A 16409-nucleotide genomic window follows, 5' to 3' on the forward strand; every position below is an offset into this window, starting at 1 on the left:
CCGACGACGCGCCGGCCGACGACGCGCCGGCCGACGTCGACCTCGAAGACGCCGCGGTCTCGGTGATGGCCGACCTCGACGACGGCGACGGAGCCGACCGCGAGGCCGTCGTCGCCGCCGTCGTCGAGGAGTACGGCGCGGACCCCGACGACGTCGAGGACGCGATTCAGGAGGCGCTGATGGGCGGGAAGTGCTACGAGCCCGCGGAGGGGACGCTGAAGTCGATCTGAACGTGGACCCGATCGATTCCACCGACCGATCGGGGGACGCGGCATCCGGCGGCGCGTCCGGATCGCTCGTCGAACCCGTACCCGGCGAACCGGCGGCGGTCGCCCGCCTCGACGGCGAGCGGGCGCTCGTCGTCGCCGACTACCACGCGGGGATCGAGCGCGGTCTCCGCTACGAGCGCGGCGTCGAACTCGAGAGCAACGCCGCCGTCCGGCGGGTCCGACTCCTCGGCCTGCTCGATCGCGTCGCGCCGGACCGCCTCGTCGTGCTCGGCGATCTGGGCCACCGGATCGGCGGGACGGACGGCCCGGAGGGCGACGAACTCGACGAGTTGCTGGAGGCGGTCCTCGAACGCGTGCCCGTGACGCTCGTCGCGGGCAACCACGACGGCGGCATCGCAGAGCGGTTCGAGCCCGAGTACCCGGACCGGTTCGTCGTCACCGAGCGGGACGGCGTCCGTCTGGGGCGGGTCGGGTTCGTCCACGGCCACACGTGGCCCGCTCGGGAGGTGATCGAGAGCGACGTGATCTGCGTCGGTCACGAGCACCCCGCCGTCCGCCTGGAGGACAGCGTCGGCGGCGGGCGCAAGGAGCGCGCGTGGCTCCGCGGTCCGCTGCGTCCGGAACCGTTCGCCGAGCACCTCGGGGTCGACGTGGCGGATCTCGACTGGCGCGACCCCGAACTGGTCGTCGTTCCGGCGTTCAACGACCGCTCGGGCGGCACGTGGATCAACGTCGAGGGGCAGGGATTTCTCGCGCCGTTCCTCCCGGCCGCACTCGTCGAGGAGGAGGCGGAGGCGTACCTGCTCGACGGGACGCGGCTGGGACCGTACCGGTCGGTCTGAGCGCCTCCCTTTTCGGTCTCCAGCGACAACGGTGAGGTATGCGGACCTCGAATCAGGTGATTCTGGTCGGCGTCCTGTTGTTCGTGCTCCCGATTCCGGGAACCTTCATCGGCGGCGGACTCGTCGCCGCCCTCGGCGTCGCGCTCCGGCTACTCGGGTAGCGGCACGGCACCCGCTCGCCGAGCGCCCCGGCTCTGAACGACGTCGAACGCTGTGCTTATTCCGCTCGCGCCGTTACTGCTGTCGATGCCACCCGGCGCGTCGCAGGGGATGGACGCGTTCACGGCGCTCGGAGACGAGGTGCGCGCCGCGCTCTCCGACCGCGGCTTCGAGACGCCGACGGAGCCGCAGCGCCGCGCCATCCCGCCGCTGGCGACCGGGAAGAACGCCCTCGTGATCGCGCCGACCGGAACGGGGAAGACCGAGACGGCGATGCTGCCCGTCTTCGACGCGATCGTCCGCGCCGCCGACGAGGAGCGCGAGGGACTTTCAGCGCTCTATATCACCCCGCTGCGCGCGCTCAACCGCGATATGCGCGAGCGACTGGAGTGGTGGGGCGAGACCCTCGACGTCGAGATCGACGTCCGTCACGGCGACACGACGCAGTACCAGCGGGGCAAGCAGGCCGACGACCCCCCGGACGTGCTGGTGACGACCCCCGAGACGCTGCAGGCGATGCTCACGGGCAAGAAACTCAGACGCGCGCTCTCGGACGTCCGCCACGTCGTCGTCGACGAGGTCCACGAACTCGCGTCGGCGAAGCGCGGCGCGCAGTTGACCGTCGGCCTGGAGCGACTGCGGGCGCTCGCGGGGCCGTTCCAGCGGATCGGCCTCTCGGCGACCGTCGGCTCGCCCGCGGAGGTCGGGAAGTTCCTCACCGGCGACCGGGACTTCGAGATCGTCGAGGTCGACGTCGCCAGCGACGTCTCCTTCACCGTCACGCACCCGGAGATCACGCGGGAGGACGAACTGCTCGCCGGCAAACTCGCCACCGACGACGAGATCGCGAGCCACGTCCGCGCCATCCGCGACATCGTCCACGAGCACGAGTCGACGCTCGTGTTCGTCAACACCCGGCAGACCGCCGAGGCGCTCGGTTCGCGGTTTAAGGCGCTGGACGAACCGATCGAGGTCCACCACGGCTCGCTCTCGAAGGACGTCCGCATCGACGTCGAGGACCGGTTCAAGGCCGGCGACCTCGACGCCCTCGTCTGCACGTCGTCGATGGAACTCGGCATCGACGTCGGCCGCGTCGATCACGTCGTACAGTACGGCAGTCCACGGGAGGTCGCGAGACTCCTCCAGCGGGTCGGCCGCGCGGGCCACCGCCGCGACGAGGTCTCCCGGGGGACGTTAGTGACTTCGTCGCCGGACGACACGCTGGAAGCGCTCGCGATCGCCCGGCGCGCCGAGGCTGGCGAGGTCGAACCCGCGCGGATCCACCACGCCAGCCTCGACACGGTCGCGAATCAGATCGTCGGCGTCGTGATGGACGAGGGCGAGGTGTCGGCGCGGCGGGCCTACGAACTCGTGACCGCCGCCTACCCCTTCGCCGGTCTCGACGAGGCGACCTTCCGCGAAGTCGTGCGCGAGCTCTCGAAGAACCGGCTACTCTGGCTCGACGAGGACGCCGACCGCTTGGAGAAGTCCGGCGGCACGTGGCAGTACTTCTACGCGAACCTCTCGATGATCCCCGACGAGGAAACCTACGAGGTCCACGACATCTCCTCGCGCGGGCGGATCGGAACGCTCGACGAGCGCTTCGTCGTCAACTTCGCCGAACCCGGCGCGGCGTTCGTCCAGCGCGGCGAGATGTGGCGCATCAACGACATCGACGACGAGGAGGGCCGGGTGAACGTCACGCCGATCGAGGACCCGAGCGGCGAGGTCCCCTCCTGGACCGGCTCGGAGATTCCCGTTCCCTCGGCCGTCGCCGAGGAGGTCGGAGAGATCCGCGAGGTCGCCGCCGGGCAGTTCGAGGCGGGTGCGACCCGCGAGGCCGTCGCCCGCGACCTCCGGAGCCGGTATCCGACCGACGCCGCCACGCTGGAAGCCGCGCTCGATCCGGTCGAACGGCAGGTCGAGACGGGCCACCCGATCCCGACGGCCGACCGGTTCGTCGTCGAGGGACAGGCCCGTACGGTCGTCCTAAACAGCTGCCACGGCCACCGCGTCAACGAGACGCTCGGACGACTACTCGCCGCGCTCGTCGGCCAGCGAACAGGGACCTCGGTGGGAATGGAGGTCAACCCCTATCGGATCGAACTGGAGGTCGCCGCCCGCTCGTCGGTCCGCGACGTGATCGAGGTGCTGGAGGCGACCGATCCCGCGCACGTCGAGGCGGTGCTGGAACTGGCGCTGAAGAACTCCGACGCGCTGAAGTTCACGCTCGCGCAGGTCGCCGCGAAGTTCGGCGCGCTCAAGCGGTATCAGGGCCGCGAACGCTTCGGCGCGGACCGTCTGCTCGCGGCGCTGGAAGACACGCCCGTCTACGACGAGGCCGTCCGTGAGGTGTTCCACGTCGACCTCGCGGTCGAGGCGGCGGCCGAGTTGCTCGCCGATCTGCAGGACGACGACTCGCCCGTCGCGCTCGAAACCGCGAGAGAACGCACCCCGATCGGCGTCGACGGTCGCTCGGGCGGCCGGGAACTGCTTGTCCCCGAAAACGCGGACGCGAGCGTCATCGAGGCGATCGAAGAGCGGATCCGAAACGACCGCGTGCGGCTGTTCTGCTTACACTGCTCGGACTGGGAGCACACCACGAAGGTCCGCCGCGTCCGCGAGCAACCGGAGTGCCCCGAGTGCGGCGCGACCCGGATCGCGTGTCTGAATCCCTGGGACGAGGAGACGCCCGCGGCGGTCCGCGCCGACCCCGACGAGCGCGACGACGAGGAAGAACGACTGGTCGAGCGCGCCTACCGCTCGGCGGGGCTCGTCCAGAGCCACGGCAAGCAGGCCGTGATCGCGCTCGCCGGGCGCGGGGTCGGCCCGCAGACGGCCGCGCGCATCATCGGAAAACTCCGCGAGGACGAGGCGGACTTCTATCGGGACATTCTCGAACAGGAGCGCCAGTACGCCCGGACGCAGTCGTTCTGGGACTGAGTCGCGACGTTCGGTTCACCGTCCCGCTTCCGACGGCCCGACCGCCTCCAGCGCCGTCTCGAAGTCCGCCCCGGAGACGACCACCTCGTCGGCGTGCTCGTTGGCGGTCTCGCCCTCGTACGCGCCGGCGACTCGCTCGATGGCGCGCATCGACGCGTCGCGGACGACGGCGGCGAGATCCGCGCCGGAATACCCCTGCGTCGCCGCCGCGAGTTCCTCGGGATCGACGTCGTCGGCGAGCGGCTTTTCAGCGAGATGGACGTCGAGGATCTCCCGGCGGGCGGCCTCGTCGGGCGCAGGAACCTCGACGTGGGACTCCAGCCGCCCGGGACGGAGGAGCGCCGGATCGAGCGCGCCCTTACGGTTGGTCGCCGCGAGGACGACGAGGTTCGGGTGGTCGGCCAGCCGATCGAGTTCAGTGAGAAGCTGCGAGACGACGCGCTCGCCGACGCCGGAGTCGCCGCCCGCGGCGTCGCGGTCGGTCGCGACGGCGTCGATCTCGTCGAAGAATACGATCGCCGGGGCGGCCTGTCTGGCGCGCTCGAACACCTCGCGGACGGCCTTCTCGGACTCGCCGACGTAGCGGTCGAGCAACTCGGGGCCGGCCACCTGCACGAAGTTGACGCCGCTCTCGCCGGCGATCGCCCGCGCGAGGAGCGTCTTCCCCGTTCCGGGCGGGCCGTAGAGCAGGACGCCGGTCGGCGGCTCGGTCTTCGCGGCGTCGAACAGCGGCCCGTAGGTCAGCGGCCACGTCACGGCGCGTTCGAGGGTCCGCTTGGCGTCGTCGAGTCCGCCCACGTCGTCGAACGTCGTTGTCGGCGACTCCGCGACGTACTCCCGCATCGCCGAAGGTTCGACCGCGGCCATCGCGGCCTCGACGTCGGCGCGGGTCACCTCCAACTCGGTGATCGGCGCGTCGGCGTCCGCCCGGCGGCCGCGGCGCAGCGCGATCATCGCCGCCTCCGTCGCCAGCGATTCGAGGTCCGCGCCGACGAACCCGTGCGTCCTCGCGGCGAGTCGGTCGATGTCGACGTCGTCGGCGAGCGGCATCCGCCGGGTGTGCACGTCGAGGATCTCGCGTCGCCCCTGCTCGTTCGGGACGCCGATCTCGATCTCGCGGTCGAAGCGGCCGCCGCGGCGGAGCGCGGGGTCCAGCGAGTCGACCCGGTTGGTCGCGCCGATGACGACGACGTCGCCGCGGGCGTCGAGGCCGTCCATCAGCGAGAGCAGTTGGCCGACGACGCGGTTCTCGACGTCGCCGCCGTCGTCGCGCTTGCCCGCGATCGAGTCGATCTCGTCGAAGAAGACGATCGCGGGCGCGTTCTCGCGGGCGTCGACGAACTTCTCTCTGAGCTTCTCCTCGGATTCGCCCTTGTACTTCGACATTATCTCCGGGCCGGAGACATCGATGAACGTCGCGTCGACCTCGTTGGCGACGGCCTTCGCGATCAGCGTCTTGCCGGTGCCCGGCGGGCCGTGCAGGAGCACCCCCTTCGGGGGGTCGACGCCGAGGTGCGCGAACACCTCCGGCTCCGAGAGCGGCAGTTCGATCATCTCCCTCACGAGGTCGAGTTCCTCGTCGAGACCGCCGATGTCCTCGTACGTGACTGTCGGCGTCGCCCCCGCTCCACCCGTTCCCGAGTCACCCCCGCCGGAGCCGGATCCCGAGCCGCCGGCGGACGCGCCGCTGCCGCCGCCCGACAGCGAGGAGACGACGCGGCGCAGCCGTCCGCCGCGGTTCAATCGGAGCTCGGTCGCGTCGACGACGCGCACCATCCCCTCGGGCTCCGTCGCATCGACGACGAACGGCTCCTCGCTCAGCGTCTCGAAGTGGATCTGCCCGCCGGGTTGGATCGGCCGGTCGCGGATCGCGCGCTTGATCAGTTCGACCGCGCGCCCCTCGTCGGAGAAAGCGACGTCCTCGGGCATCGAGAGCGTCACCGACTTCGCGTCCTCGACGTCGATCGGTCTGACCCTGACCGTCTCGCCGATCTTCGCGCCCGCGTTCGTTCGCGTGTCGGCGTCGACGAGGACGACGTCCTCGGGGACGCCGCCCCCGGCGGGCCACACCTTCGCGACGGTCTCGCGCTCGCCCGCGACCACGACGGTGTCGCCGCTGAGGACGCCGAGTCGTCGACGCGCCGGCTCGGGGAGCCGCGCGATCCCGCGCCCGGCGTCCCGCTTTTCGGCCCCGCGAACGGTGAGTTCGAGGGCGTCGTCCGCGCTCATACGCCCGCTTCGTGTCGGCCGCTCTTTTGTCTTACCCGGCGGGTCGGGCGGTCCGATCGGTCCGGGGGAAGCGTTTTGACTCGTGACAACGTCTCTCACTGTATGGTGTCGACCGTCGAACGGGACGGAGGGACGTGGTACCAGTGCGACGAGTGCGGACTGCTGCTCGACGACGAGGGGGACGCGAAGGCGCACGAGGAGAACTGCGACGCGGAGGATCCCTCGTACCTCCAGTGAGCGACCGTCGGCTACTCGAGGAGTAGCCACCCGGCGACGCCGACGGTGGCCGCGACGACCGCGATCACGACGAGCGCGACGAGGAGGTCGTTCGCGACGACGATCACGCCGGCCCCGACGAGGAGCGCGGCCGTCGCCAGCGCGAGGAACGCGACCGCCTCCGGAGACCCTCGCCGCGCGCTCGCGGCGACGGCCGCGGCCCTATCGGCAGAGAACGCACGCGTCAGGGCATCGAATTTCGATGTCGACGCCGACGGACCGCCGAGCACCGACATCGAGCCGCGGGTTCCACCCGTTCTCGCGTTCGTGGTCTTTCGACGGACGACCGCAGGTTCGGTCGCACCCGCTGTCTCGCCTGCCTGACCGTCGGTCGACTGCTCGGCGGATCCGTCCGTGCTTCCCGACTGTTCGTTCGGGCTCGAACTCGCCTGCGCGTCATCGGTGGCGTTCGGCACGATCGTGAGTTCGGTGTATGAGACCTCCGCGCCGTACCCCGAGACTATTTTGAGCCGTCCGGTGACCGGCCGTCGGTCCGGAAGCACGCCGATCGGAACGCGTTTGGTGGCACCGTCTCGGACGTAGTGGTTGACCTCGTCGACCCGCGAGACGCGCGAGAGGTCGTCGTCGAGGTGGAGGTGGACGTGGGTGGCACCGCCCGCGTTGTCGAACTCGACGTGGAACGGCCCCTCCGCGGTGAACGCGCTCGGCGCGTCGATCGCGTGGACGGACCCGTCGTTCAGTTCCACGTGCAGCGACTCTGTCACGTCGCCGACGACGCAGCGTATCTGTAAAAGGTTTTGTGCGACCCGGGCGGCCGTTCGCGCTACTCCTCGTCGCGCATGTCCGGCGGCAGCAGGTTCGGAATCCCGTCCTCGATCGGGTAGACCTCGCCCGTGACCGTCCCGATGAGCCGGCCTTCGAGGATCTCGTCGCCGTCGCGCTCGTCGACCTCGAGTTCGAGGTCGCTCTTGTCGAGGGGGTCACAGAGGATGTCCATCAGAGACTCTTTCATCAGGAGAGGGAAGGAAAGCGGCGGTGAAAAGAATACGGGTTCGCGAGTCCCGCGAGGTCGCGTCCGGCGGCCGACCGCGCGCTACTCGTCGAAGGGGTTCGCCAGTTCGATCGTCTCCTCGCGGTCCGGGCCGACGCCGACGGCGTAGATCGGCGCGTCGACTTCCGTGGAGATGTAGTCGAGGTACGCTCGCGCGTTCTCCGGAATTGCGTCGTATCCGTCGGCGGCGACGGCGGTCCAGTCGACCTCGCCCCACGGCTCGAATTCGCGGAGGTTCGGTTCGCAGCGACCCCAGCGCTCCGTCGTCGCGGGCATCGTGAACAGTTCCTCGCCGTCGAGGTCGTAGGAGTGACCCACCTTCACCTCGTCGAGTCCGGCGAGCACGTCGACGTGGTTGACCGCGATGCCGGTGAAGCCGTTGGTGCGCGAGGCGTGCCGGAGCATCGGGACGTCGAGCCAGCCGATACGCCGTGGGCGGCCCGTGACGGTTCCGAACTCCCCGCCCTTCTCGCGGATCTCGTCGGCGAGGTCTTCGTCGTCGCCGGTGAGCTCCGTCGGGAGCGGACCGGTGCCGACCCGTGAGAGGTACGCCTTGACGATGCCGACGACCTCGCCGCGGCCGACGACCGTCGGACCGATGCCCGTGCCGGTCGCCGCGCCGCCGGCGGTCGGGTTCGAGGAGGTCACGTACGGGTAGATGCCGTGGTCGATGTCGATCGAGGTGCCCTGTGCGCCCTCGAACAGGACGTCGTCGCCGTCGTCGAGGAACGAGCCGAGGAACTCCCCGGCGTTGACGGTCATCGACTCTGTTTTCAAACGCTCGCCGATCTCGCGGTACTCCTCGAAGACGGCGTCGACGTCGAACGCCTCGCCCGCGTCGATGCCGAACACGTCTTCGGCGAGCGCGCGCTTCTGCGGCACGACGTACTCCAGTCGGTCGCGGAGGACGTCGGGGTCGAGCAGGTCGCCGACGCGGATGCCGCGGCGACCCGCTTTGTCCTCGTAGGTCGGGCCGATGCCGCGGCCGGTCGTCCCGGCATCGAGGTCGGAGTCGGATTTGGCCTCCTCTTCGATGCCGTCGAGGACGCGGTGATACGGCATAATGACGTGGGCGCGTCGCGCGACGCGGACGTCGGGGTCGAGGCCGCGCTCGCGGAGTTCGTCGATCTCCGAGAACAGGGTCTTCGGGTTGACGACGCAGCCGTTGCCGAGCACGCCGACCTTGTCGCGGACGGCCCCGCTCGGAACGAGCGAGAGCTTGTACTCGTCGCCGCCTTCGACGACGGTGTGGCCTGCGTTGTCGCCGCCCTGATACCGGGCGACGACGTCGGCGTCGCCTCCCCACAGGTCGACGAGTGCACCTTTGCCCTCGTCGCCGAGTTGGGAGCCGACGATCGTGACGGTCATACACGGCGGTTCTCCGTCCCGCGTAAAACCCATTACGGTCCGCCCGCGTGAGTTGTGCACGAACGTGTACGGGTTGGGTGTTTGTGATCGGCTCGGTAGGCAGGCATCTGCTGTCATCGCGTCGAACGCCCCTCGATCTGCGACCGCGGCGGCGACCGCCGACCCGAATCGTTAATTACGCCTGCCACCGTACCACGTGGTATCCCCGGTAGTGCGTTTCTGCGGCCGGAGGGCAACATTTAAATCCTGCCCAGACAAGTTAACAGATGACATGATAGATCGACTCGAAAAGGAAGTGGATATGCTCGAACGCCACTTACAGGTCCTGAAGATGGTCATAGAGAGCGAACCGATCGGCATCGTGAAGATGTCGAACGAGACCGGCTACCCGCATCACAAAGTTCGCTACTCCCTCCGCGTCCTCGAGGAGGAGAACCTCATCGAGCCGTCGAGCCAAGGCGCGATCACGACCGAGCGAACCGCTGAGTTCGTCGACGAACTCGACGAGAAACTGGACCAGATCGTCGACAAACTCGACGAGATGAAGATCGAAGAAGCCGTCGAAGTCGAGAGCTGAATCCTGCCGGCCGACGCGAGGTCGCCCCGCACTTCGCATCTCTCTGTTCTACGCTGCCCCGAGAGTGAAACCGACGCCCGCGTTTCGGACAGACGTCGTCGTTCGGAACGAAGGCCGCCTTCGATCCGATCAGAGACCGGGGACGTTCAGGTGGAACTCGCCGTTTCGCGCCTCGACTAGACAGAGGTGATAGCCCTGTTTTCGCGAGAGCTTGACGTACGAGCGCTTCTTCGACCGCGAGAGGAGGCCGCCGCCGGTCTCCTCGGTGACCGTCTCCAGCGCGCCCGGCTCGAAGAACGACTCGGTGACGTAGAACCCCGCCGAGAGCGACTCCTCGTCCTCGGCGATGACGCCGGTGTTGCTCACGAGAGAACCGACCATCGCCTCGGTGGTCGCGTTCCGGGAGTCGTTGATGTCGGCGACGAACAGCGGATCGCCCATCTTGTCGCGGAAGATGACGTCGAAGTCGCGTCGTTCGACGCCTTCGTCGGTGTCGACGCCGACGGTGCCGTACAGTTCGATGCGGTCGATCTCCGGGATCGAATCGAAGACGCCGGCCATCGACGAGCGGTTGCCGGTCTCGCCGATCTCGTAGAGGAGGTCGGTCACGAGCCACTCCGCGAACGAGTACTCGGTGCTGTCGCGGAGGAACTCCGCGTAGGGTCGGCCGTCGACGACGAGGCCGTCCGTCTCGAAGGTGGTGTGGTGCTCCAAGCGGAGATTCTTCGCGACGTCTTCCCGAGAGGCGTCTCCGGCGTGGGCGTGTTCGAGCGTTGCCTCCCCCTTCCGGTCGTAGCGGACGAACAGGTTCGTCCCCGAGAGCGCCTGTTCGGCCGACATCGACGTCTCCCCCGCCGACTCCGGGCCGCCGTCCAGTTCGGCCTCCAGCCGCTGGACCTCCGCTTTGAGCGTCTCCCGCTCGGCCTCGAGTTCGTCGATCCGATCTCGTTGCTCCTCGCGTTCCGCTTCGAGCGCGTTCACGCGCTCTTTGAGCTCCTCTCGATCTCCCTGGAGCGAGTCCCGCTCCTCTCGCAGCGCCTCCCGCTCGGCTTCGAGTTCGTCGATCCGATCGCGCGCGCGGGAGAGCCGCTTTTTCAAGCGGTCCCCCCCGGCGCTCTGCGCTCCGCCGCCCCCGCTCCGCGGCGCGGCACTCGATTGCGTCGCGTCGCTTGCGCTCCGGTCGCGCGCACGCTGGCGGGCGGCCTGGCGTTGTTGCAGCTCCGCCACCCGCCCGCTCGCCGACTGCGACGGCGCGTCCCCGGCGCTCTCCGTCGTTCCGTTGCTGCTCGATTTTTCCGGGTCGAGCGACGGGATCGTCTTCGCCTCCCGCCAGCGCTCCTCGTCGGAGAAGACGCCGTCAGCACCGCTTTCGGAGCCCGCGGCCTGCTCGCCCGCCGCCGTGGAGCCCCCGGCAGCGCCTTCGCGTGGAGATGCGTCACCCGCCGCGTCGGCGGTCGCCGTTTCGGAGTCACGCGCCACGGTCCGCGGGCCGTCCGCCCCGGCGTCGACGGGTTCAGAAGCGGTTGCCTCGTCGCTGCCGTCCGCCGCTTCGGCCTCCTCCTCGGAGTCGGGCCCGGGGGTCGCGGTATCCTCGTCGACGCCGTCGTCGTCGGCAGTTTCGACCGCGGCCTCGGCGTCGTCTGCCGAGGATCCCGCGTCGTCTACCGCTCCGGCGTCGTCTGTCGTTCCGGCGTCGCCGTCCGCTTCCTCGCTCGCGTCTGCGGCCGGTTCGGTGTCCGCGTCTGCTTCCTGTTCTCCGCCACCGGCATCCTCGCCAGCGTCTTCCTCCCCGGTAGCGGCGGCCGCGGCCGAACCGTCGGGTTCGGACCCGCTGGACTCCGGTTCGGGGCGGTCCGGAATCTCGACGAGTTCGACGTCGGCGTCTATCACCTCGTAGATGCCGACCTCGTCGGCGGCGGTCTCGAAGGCCTCATCGCCCGTGAGCAGCCGCTCGGAACTGCCGACGAACGCGGCGCTCATCGACTTGCCACCGTGGTAGACGACGTAGTAATCCCCAGAGAGAACGTTTTCGGAGAGCTCGATGTATCCGGTAAAACCGCCGTTCGAGAGCGTCTGATCGGCGTCCGACAGCGACGTCTGATTCGTGTAGTAGCGTGCCTGCGTCTCCCCGCCGCGTTCCTGCATCGAGAACAGCAGCGGAAGGCTCGGATCTGCCGCGCGGTACGCGGTCAGTTCGGCGTCCTCGAAATCCTCGATGTCCCCCTCGAAAACGCCGACGACGCGGCCGTTCAGAAAGAACGCCCACGTCATCCCGGCGGAGACGGCTCCGCTGAACTCGGCGTCGGCGAGCTCGTGGAGCCCCTCGTATCCGTCCGGTGCGGCGACCGTCTCCCAGTCGGTCACCACGTCGATAGTTCGACTGTTCATCCCTGTGTGTATCGCCGAATCCGGATCAAATACTTTCCGGAGAGTCAGACGGTCGTCGGACGGGTCGAACCGACTCTCGCTCGATCAATCGCGCCGACGAGCGCACTCGATCAGCGACCGGGAAAGCACGTCGACGGCGACGTCGATCGACGCCTCGTCGACGTCGAACGTCGAGGTGTGGTGACCGCCCGGGTGATCGGTCCCGACGCCGACGTAGGCGGCGCTGCCGCCGCCCTCCTGGACCCGCTGCATCAGGTACGTCGCGTCCTCGCTCCCGCCGAGGTGATCCGTGTCTAGGACCGACGTGACGCCGGACGTGTCGCGGGCGACGTCGGCGACGATCTCCCGGAGGTCGTCGTCGCTCTCCGCGGAAGGAGCCGTGCCGGCGCGCTCGATCTCGACCTCGCAGCCGTGCATCTCCGCGGCGGATCGGAGGACGCGGCGAGCCTTCTCGTCTATGTACTCCATCAGTTCGGTCGTCTCCCCGCGGACCTCGCCCTCGATGCGGACCCGCTCGGGGACGATGTTCGTCGCCGTGCCGCCCTCGATCACGCCCACGTTGACGCGGGTCGCGCCGTCGGCGTGCCGCGGGATGCCGTAGAGGTTGCCGATCGCGGTCGCGGCGGCCTGCATCGCGTTCTCCCCGGCTTCGGGGCGCGCCCCGGCGTGAGACGGCGACCCGCTGAAGGTCGCCTCGAACTGCGAGACGGCGAGGAACCCGTCGATCCCGGCGACGATCTGGCCCGTCGGGTGATCCAGCCCGACGTGTACCGCCAGCAGCGCGTCGACGTCGTCGAGGTGGCCGGACGTCGCCATCGGCTCTCCGCCGACGATCTTCTCCTCCCCGGGCTGGAAGAACACCTTGAGCGTCCCGTCGAAGTCGGAGTCGAGGATCGCGTCGAGGACGCCGACGCCGATCGTCGCGTGGGCGTCGTGGCCGCAGGCGTGCATGTAGCCCTCGTTCTCGGAGCGGAAGCCCGCCGCCGCGGGGGCGTGGTCGGCCTCGGTCGATTCTGTGATCGGGAGGCCGTCGATGTCGACGCGGAGCGCGACGGTCGGGCCGTCGCCGCGCTCGGCTACCGCGACCGCGCCGGTGTGGCCGCCGTCCAACCGCGCGAGGACGTCCTCGCGCGCACCGGCGTCGCGGGCGCGGTCGAGCCAGTCAGACAGTTCCCCGTCGTCGGGGACGCCCACTCTGTCGTCGGCGAGGGCTTCGGACCCGACGTAGAGCGCGTCGAGGTCCCGCTTCTCCAGTTCGTCGACGAGTCGCGCGGTCGTGTAGAACTCACACCACGCCGGTTCGGGGTGTCGGTGTAAGTCTCGTCGGAGTTCGACGAGGTCAGCATCGGTCATACCGCGAGGTGGTCGCCGGCGCGTAAAATCGCGTCGGAGCGGGGCGGTAACCCATTTGCAGTTAGATTGATAATGAATTATTTATATTTGTATCGAGATGACTTCGGCGTGGTACTATGAGTGACAGTGAGGACAGAGACGTTGACGAAGACCTCTCCGAGGAGGTAGCCGAAACGGAGATCGCCTCAGAGGGACCGCCGGAGATCGAGTTCTACGGCGGCGACCTCGTAAGCGCCTTCCCGCTGGCGTTCTTCGTGCTGTGGGCCATCGTACAGAGCGGCCTCCTGCGCATCGGCGACACGACCGGGCTGGTCGCGGGGATGCTGGTGTCGCTGATCATCGGCCTGTTCCTCGTGAAGGGGTCGTGGCGAGGCTATGCAAACACGATTTTCGAGGGGATGACCCGCCGCGTGGCCGCGACCGCGGTCGTCGCGTGGCTGTGGGCGGGGATGTTCGCCGAGACCATCCAGGTCGGCGGGTTCGTCGAAGGGCTCGTCTGGGCCGCGAACGCGGCGAACGTCGGTGCCGGACTGTTCCCCGCCGTGACGTTCATTCTCGCGGGGCTGCTCGCGACCGGGATCGGGACCGGGTACGGAACGACTGTCGCGTTCACGACGCTTTTCTTCCCGGCGGGCGTCCTCCTGGGGGCGAACCCCGTCCTGATGTTCGGGGCGATCCTCTCGGGAGCCGTCTTCGGGGACAACCTCGCGCCCGTCAGCGACACCACCATCGTGAGCGCCGTCACGCAGGACTCCGACATCGGTGGAGTCGTGGCCTCGCGGTTCAAGTACGCGATTCTCGCGGCCATAATCGCGTTCATCGGATACCTCGTCGCCGGGCCCGCGATGCCCGGGCTCGACATCTCCGGACAGGCCCAGCAGATCTTCGTCGAGAACAGTGAGCCGGCGGGACTGCTCCACCTCCTCTCGATGTTCGTCGTCATCGGCACCGCCGTCGCCGGGCGACACATCGTCGAGGCGATCTCGTGGGGCATCATCGTCGCGGCCGTCTTCAACGTCGCCTTCGGGCTCGCCTCCGTCGCGGAGATGGTCGCGTTCCAGGCCCCGGAGACCCTCGGCATCGCACAGTCGCTGGCGTGGCTCCCGTTCGTCGAGTTGGTCCCCGCGGGGGAGACCGGGGTCGGCGGGAGTCTCTACGCCGGTGCGCAGGGCTTCTTCCCGCTCATCGTCCTCGTGCTGCTCATCGTCGCCGGCGCGCAGATTATGATCCGCGGCGGCGGCTTCGCGGCGCTGCAGGACTGGCTGCTGGATTCCGTCGCGACGAACGTCCGCCGCGCCGAGGTCACGATGGTCCTCGGGACGGCGCTGGTCAACGCGATGATCACGATCAACACGGCCGCGGAGATCGCCATCGGGCCGTACATCGCACGGCTGGGCGAGCGGTTCAACATCAACGGGTACCGACGGGCGAACATCCTCGACGCGAACACCTCGGCGCTGGGATACATCTTCCCGTGGTCGGGCGGTGTCCTCGTGGGGTTCGCGGTCATCCAGGGCCTCCCCAACGAGTACGAGTGGTTCACTCAGTCGATGGTGGTCAACCCGGCGGACGTCGTGCTGTTCGTGTTCCACGGCTGGGTGCTCGTCATCATCTTCCTGCTGGCGGCGCTCACCGGCTTCGGGCTGGAGTACACCAGTGACCGCGAATCCGAGGAGGTGGCGCGCGTATGAGCCTCCTCGAGAAGTACACGAAGGGCTGGTCGTTCCGCACGAACAAGCCGTCGTTCGGTGAGGGCGACGAGATCTCGGTGTTCATCACCGAGATCGACGGGGAGACCCCGATCGCTCGCATCGGTGACTCGAAGCTTCGCGTGCACAACGCGCCCGGCAACCTCGTCGACAAGCGCGTGCTCCTCCGCGTGACGGAGTTCGACGAGAGCGAACACGTCGGCGAGGCGGAGTACGTCGAGACGGTCGGCGAAAGCGCGTTCTGAACGCGTCCCGTCGTTTTTTGATCGACCGGTGACCGGTACTGAGTCGTCGACTCCTCGATGGCTCGCGTCGGACGCGACGCGGTGAGAAACAGAGAGAGACCGTCGAGTCCGACGCCGGATTACTTCTGAAGGTGGCCCGCGGGCTTCTGCTGTTCGACCTCGATCTCCACGTGTAAGCTCTCGGGGAAGTCCATATGGCCCACCTCGCGGGCGGTGTGGTCGTTGCCGTGGATCTCGAGCTTCCGGGAGTATACGGTGTAGTCCCACGCCGAGTAGGCGTCGCCGGGCTGTAGCGACTTGTACTGCGGGACCGTGATTCGCTCGGGCGGCTCCGCGTGCGGACCCTTGCACTCCGCGCCCTTGCGTTCGAGCATCGATTTGAGTTCCGAGACTTCCGATTCGAGTTCGTATCGGTTTCCCGACTGGAAGCGTAGTTTCGTGACGAAGGTCATGGCTGGGGTTTCGCTGGGATAGCAGATACGTCGTCGCCGAGCGGTAAAAATACATCCATAGCCCCGAGCCGCCGTGGCGCGCCGATCCACTGTCGACCGTCTGCGTCCCCTCCAACGTCCGATAGCCTCTTAACGCCTTACCCGGATTATCTATCTAATGACAGTGGAAGCGGTAAGCGCTGGAGCGATCCTCTTCCGCGACACCCGCGGCGAACGGGAGTATTTGCTCCTGAAGAGCCGACCGGGGGACTGGGAGTTCCCCAAAGGCGGGGTCGAAGGAGAAGAGGAGCTCCAGCAGACGGCGATTCGCGAAGTAAAAGAGGAGGCCGGAATCGAGGATTTCCGTCTCATCGACGGGTTCAGAGAGGAGTACGACTACGTCTTCGAGGCCGGCGGGAAGACCATCCACAAGACGGTCCACCTGTTCATCGCGCGCTCGTTCGAGGCCAGCGCGGAACTCTCGAACGAGCACCGCGACCTCCAGTGGCGCGACTACGAGCAGGCGCTCAACACGATCACGCAGGACGGTCCGCGCGAGATCTTCGAGCGCGCCCACGAGTATCTGGACCAACTCGCCGAGGAGAACGGCGAGGTCGAGGACGGCAAGTACCTCGCGTAAGCCCCGG

At 68.4% G+C, this 16409-nt stretch carries 15 protein-coding genes and 1 pseudogene; 9 read left to right on the top strand and 7 right to left on the bottom strand.

Annotated features, from left to right (window positions below; all coding sequences use genetic code 11):
- The 4 genes and pseudogenes from ACP99_RS20365 to ACP99_RS03945 form a co-directional block, all read left to right on the top strand.
- A pseudogene (locus ACP99_RS20365) lies at positions 1 to 230 on the top strand (hypothetical protein); the annotation flags it as partial.
- 11 nt (positions 231 to 241) lie between these two features.
- Positions 242 to 1072 carry a metallophosphoesterase gene (locus ACP99_RS03940; RefSeq protein ID WP_049985432.1) on the top strand — a complete coding sequence of 277 codons (831 nt, stop codon included), beginning with the start codon at positions 242 to 244 and terminating at the stop codon, positions 1070 to 1072.
- A 38-nt stretch (positions 1073 to 1110) separates the two neighbouring features.
- Positions 1111 to 1233 (top strand): hypothetical protein, encoded by a 123-nt coding sequence (locus ACP99_RS21160; RefSeq protein ID WP_269319645.1) that lies wholly within the window; start codon positions 1111 to 1113, stop codon positions 1231 to 1233.
- Positions 1234 to 1318: 85 nt separating this feature from the next.
- Positions 1319 to 4174 (top strand): DEAD/DEAH box helicase, encoded by a 2856-nt coding sequence (locus tag ACP99_RS03945; protein WP_049985433.1) that lies wholly within the window; start codon positions 1319 to 1321, stop codon positions 4172 to 4174.
- A gap of 15 nt (positions 4175 to 4189) precedes the next feature.
- Here the strand turns inward: ACP99_RS03945 and ACP99_RS03950 are convergent, their stop codons facing one another.
- Entirely contained in the window at positions 4190 to 6403 is a 2214-nt protein-coding gene (locus tag ACP99_RS03950) for an AAA family ATPase (protein WP_049985354.1), read from the bottom strand.
- Between the two features lie 102 nt (positions 6404 to 6505).
- Between ACP99_RS03950 and ACP99_RS21165 the strand changes: the two genes are divergently transcribed.
- Complete coding sequence (locus ACP99_RS21165) at positions 6506 to 6640, top strand: DUF7128 family protein (RefSeq protein WP_049985355.1); 135 nt, start codon at positions 6506 to 6508, stop codon at positions 6638 to 6640.
- A gap of 11 nt (positions 6641 to 6651) precedes the next feature.
- Here the strand turns inward: ACP99_RS21165 and ACP99_RS03960 are convergent, their stop codons facing one another.
- The 3 genes from ACP99_RS03960 to ACP99_RS03965 all read right to left on the bottom strand — a co-directional run bounded on the left by ACP99_RS03960 (position 6652) and on the right by ACP99_RS03965 (position 9059).
- Entirely contained in the window at positions 6652 to 7404 is a 753-nt protein-coding gene (locus ACP99_RS03960) for a DUF7524 family protein (protein WP_049985356.1), read from the bottom strand.
- A gap of 59 nt (positions 7405 to 7463) precedes the next feature.
- On the bottom strand, positions 7464 to 7652 hold the full coding sequence (locus ACP99_RS19820) for a methytransferase partner Trm112 (RefSeq protein WP_197052346.1): 189 nt from the start codon (positions 7650 to 7652) through the stop codon (positions 7464 to 7466).
- An 81-nt stretch (positions 7653 to 7733) separates the two neighbouring features.
- Positions 7734 to 9059, bottom strand: a complete 1326-nt coding sequence (locus ACP99_RS03965) for an adenylosuccinate synthase (RefSeq protein ID WP_049985357.1) — start codon at positions 9057 to 9059, stop codon at positions 7734 to 7736.
- Between the two features lie 271 nt (positions 9060 to 9330).
- Here ACP99_RS03965 and ACP99_RS03970 point away from each other — a divergent pair, with 271 nt between their 5' ends.
- Positions 9331 to 9636: a hypothetical protein gene (locus ACP99_RS03970; RefSeq protein WP_049985358.1), complete on the top strand. Its 306-nt coding sequence runs from the start codon at positions 9331 to 9333 to the stop codon at positions 9634 to 9636.
- A gap of 129 nt (positions 9637 to 9765) precedes the next feature.
- Here ACP99_RS03970 and ACP99_RS03975 read toward each other — a convergent pair whose 3' ends face one another.
- Together ACP99_RS03975 and ACP99_RS03980 are read right to left on the bottom strand one after the other, a co-directional pair.
- Positions 9766 to 12024, bottom strand: a complete 2259-nt coding sequence (locus tag ACP99_RS03975; protein ID WP_049985359.1) for a DUF7527 domain-containing protein — start codon at positions 12022 to 12024, stop codon at positions 9766 to 9768.
- 84 nt (positions 12025 to 12108) lie between these two features.
- Positions 12109 to 13377 carry an amidohydrolase gene (locus tag ACP99_RS03980; protein ID WP_049985360.1) on the bottom strand — a complete coding sequence of 423 codons (1269 nt, stop codon included), beginning with the start codon at positions 13375 to 13377 and terminating at the stop codon, positions 12109 to 12111.
- A gap of 116 nt (positions 13378 to 13493) precedes the next feature.
- On the opposite strand from ACP99_RS03980, the gene ACP99_RS03985 reads away from it, so the two are divergent.
- Together ACP99_RS03985 and ACP99_RS03990 are read left to right on the top strand one after the other, a co-directional pair.
- Entirely contained in the window at positions 13494 to 15068 is a 1575-nt protein-coding gene (locus ACP99_RS03985) for a Na+/H+ antiporter NhaC family protein (RefSeq protein ID WP_049985361.1), read from the top strand.
- Positions 15065 to 15331, top strand: a complete 267-nt coding sequence (locus tag ACP99_RS03990) for a DUF7513 family protein (RefSeq protein ID WP_049985362.1) — start codon at positions 15065 to 15067, stop codon at positions 15329 to 15331. The genes ACP99_RS03985 and ACP99_RS03990 overlap by 4 nt, the downstream gene beginning before the upstream one ends.
- A 119-nt stretch (positions 15332 to 15450) precedes the next feature.
- On the opposite strand, the gene ACP99_RS03995 is transcribed toward ACP99_RS03990, so the two are convergent.
- Positions 15451 to 15783 carry an uS10/mL48 family ribosomal protein gene (locus ACP99_RS03995; protein WP_049985363.1) on the bottom strand — a complete coding sequence of 111 codons (333 nt, stop codon included), beginning with the start codon at positions 15781 to 15783 and terminating at the stop codon, positions 15451 to 15453.
- Between the two features lie 157 nt (positions 15784 to 15940).
- Between ACP99_RS03995 and ACP99_RS04000 the strand changes: the two genes are divergently transcribed.
- On the top strand, positions 15941 to 16402 hold the full coding sequence (locus tag ACP99_RS04000; RefSeq protein WP_049985364.1) for a bis(5'-nucleosyl)-tetraphosphatase: 462 nt from the start codon (positions 15941 to 15943) through the stop codon (positions 16400 to 16402).
- The last annotated feature ends 7 nt before the right edge of the window (positions 16403 to 16409 follow it).

The organism is Halobellus rufus, assembly GCF_000739575.1.
Lineage (GTDB): Archaea > Halobacteriota > Halobacteria > Halobacteriales > Haloferacaceae > Haloquadratum > Haloquadratum rufum.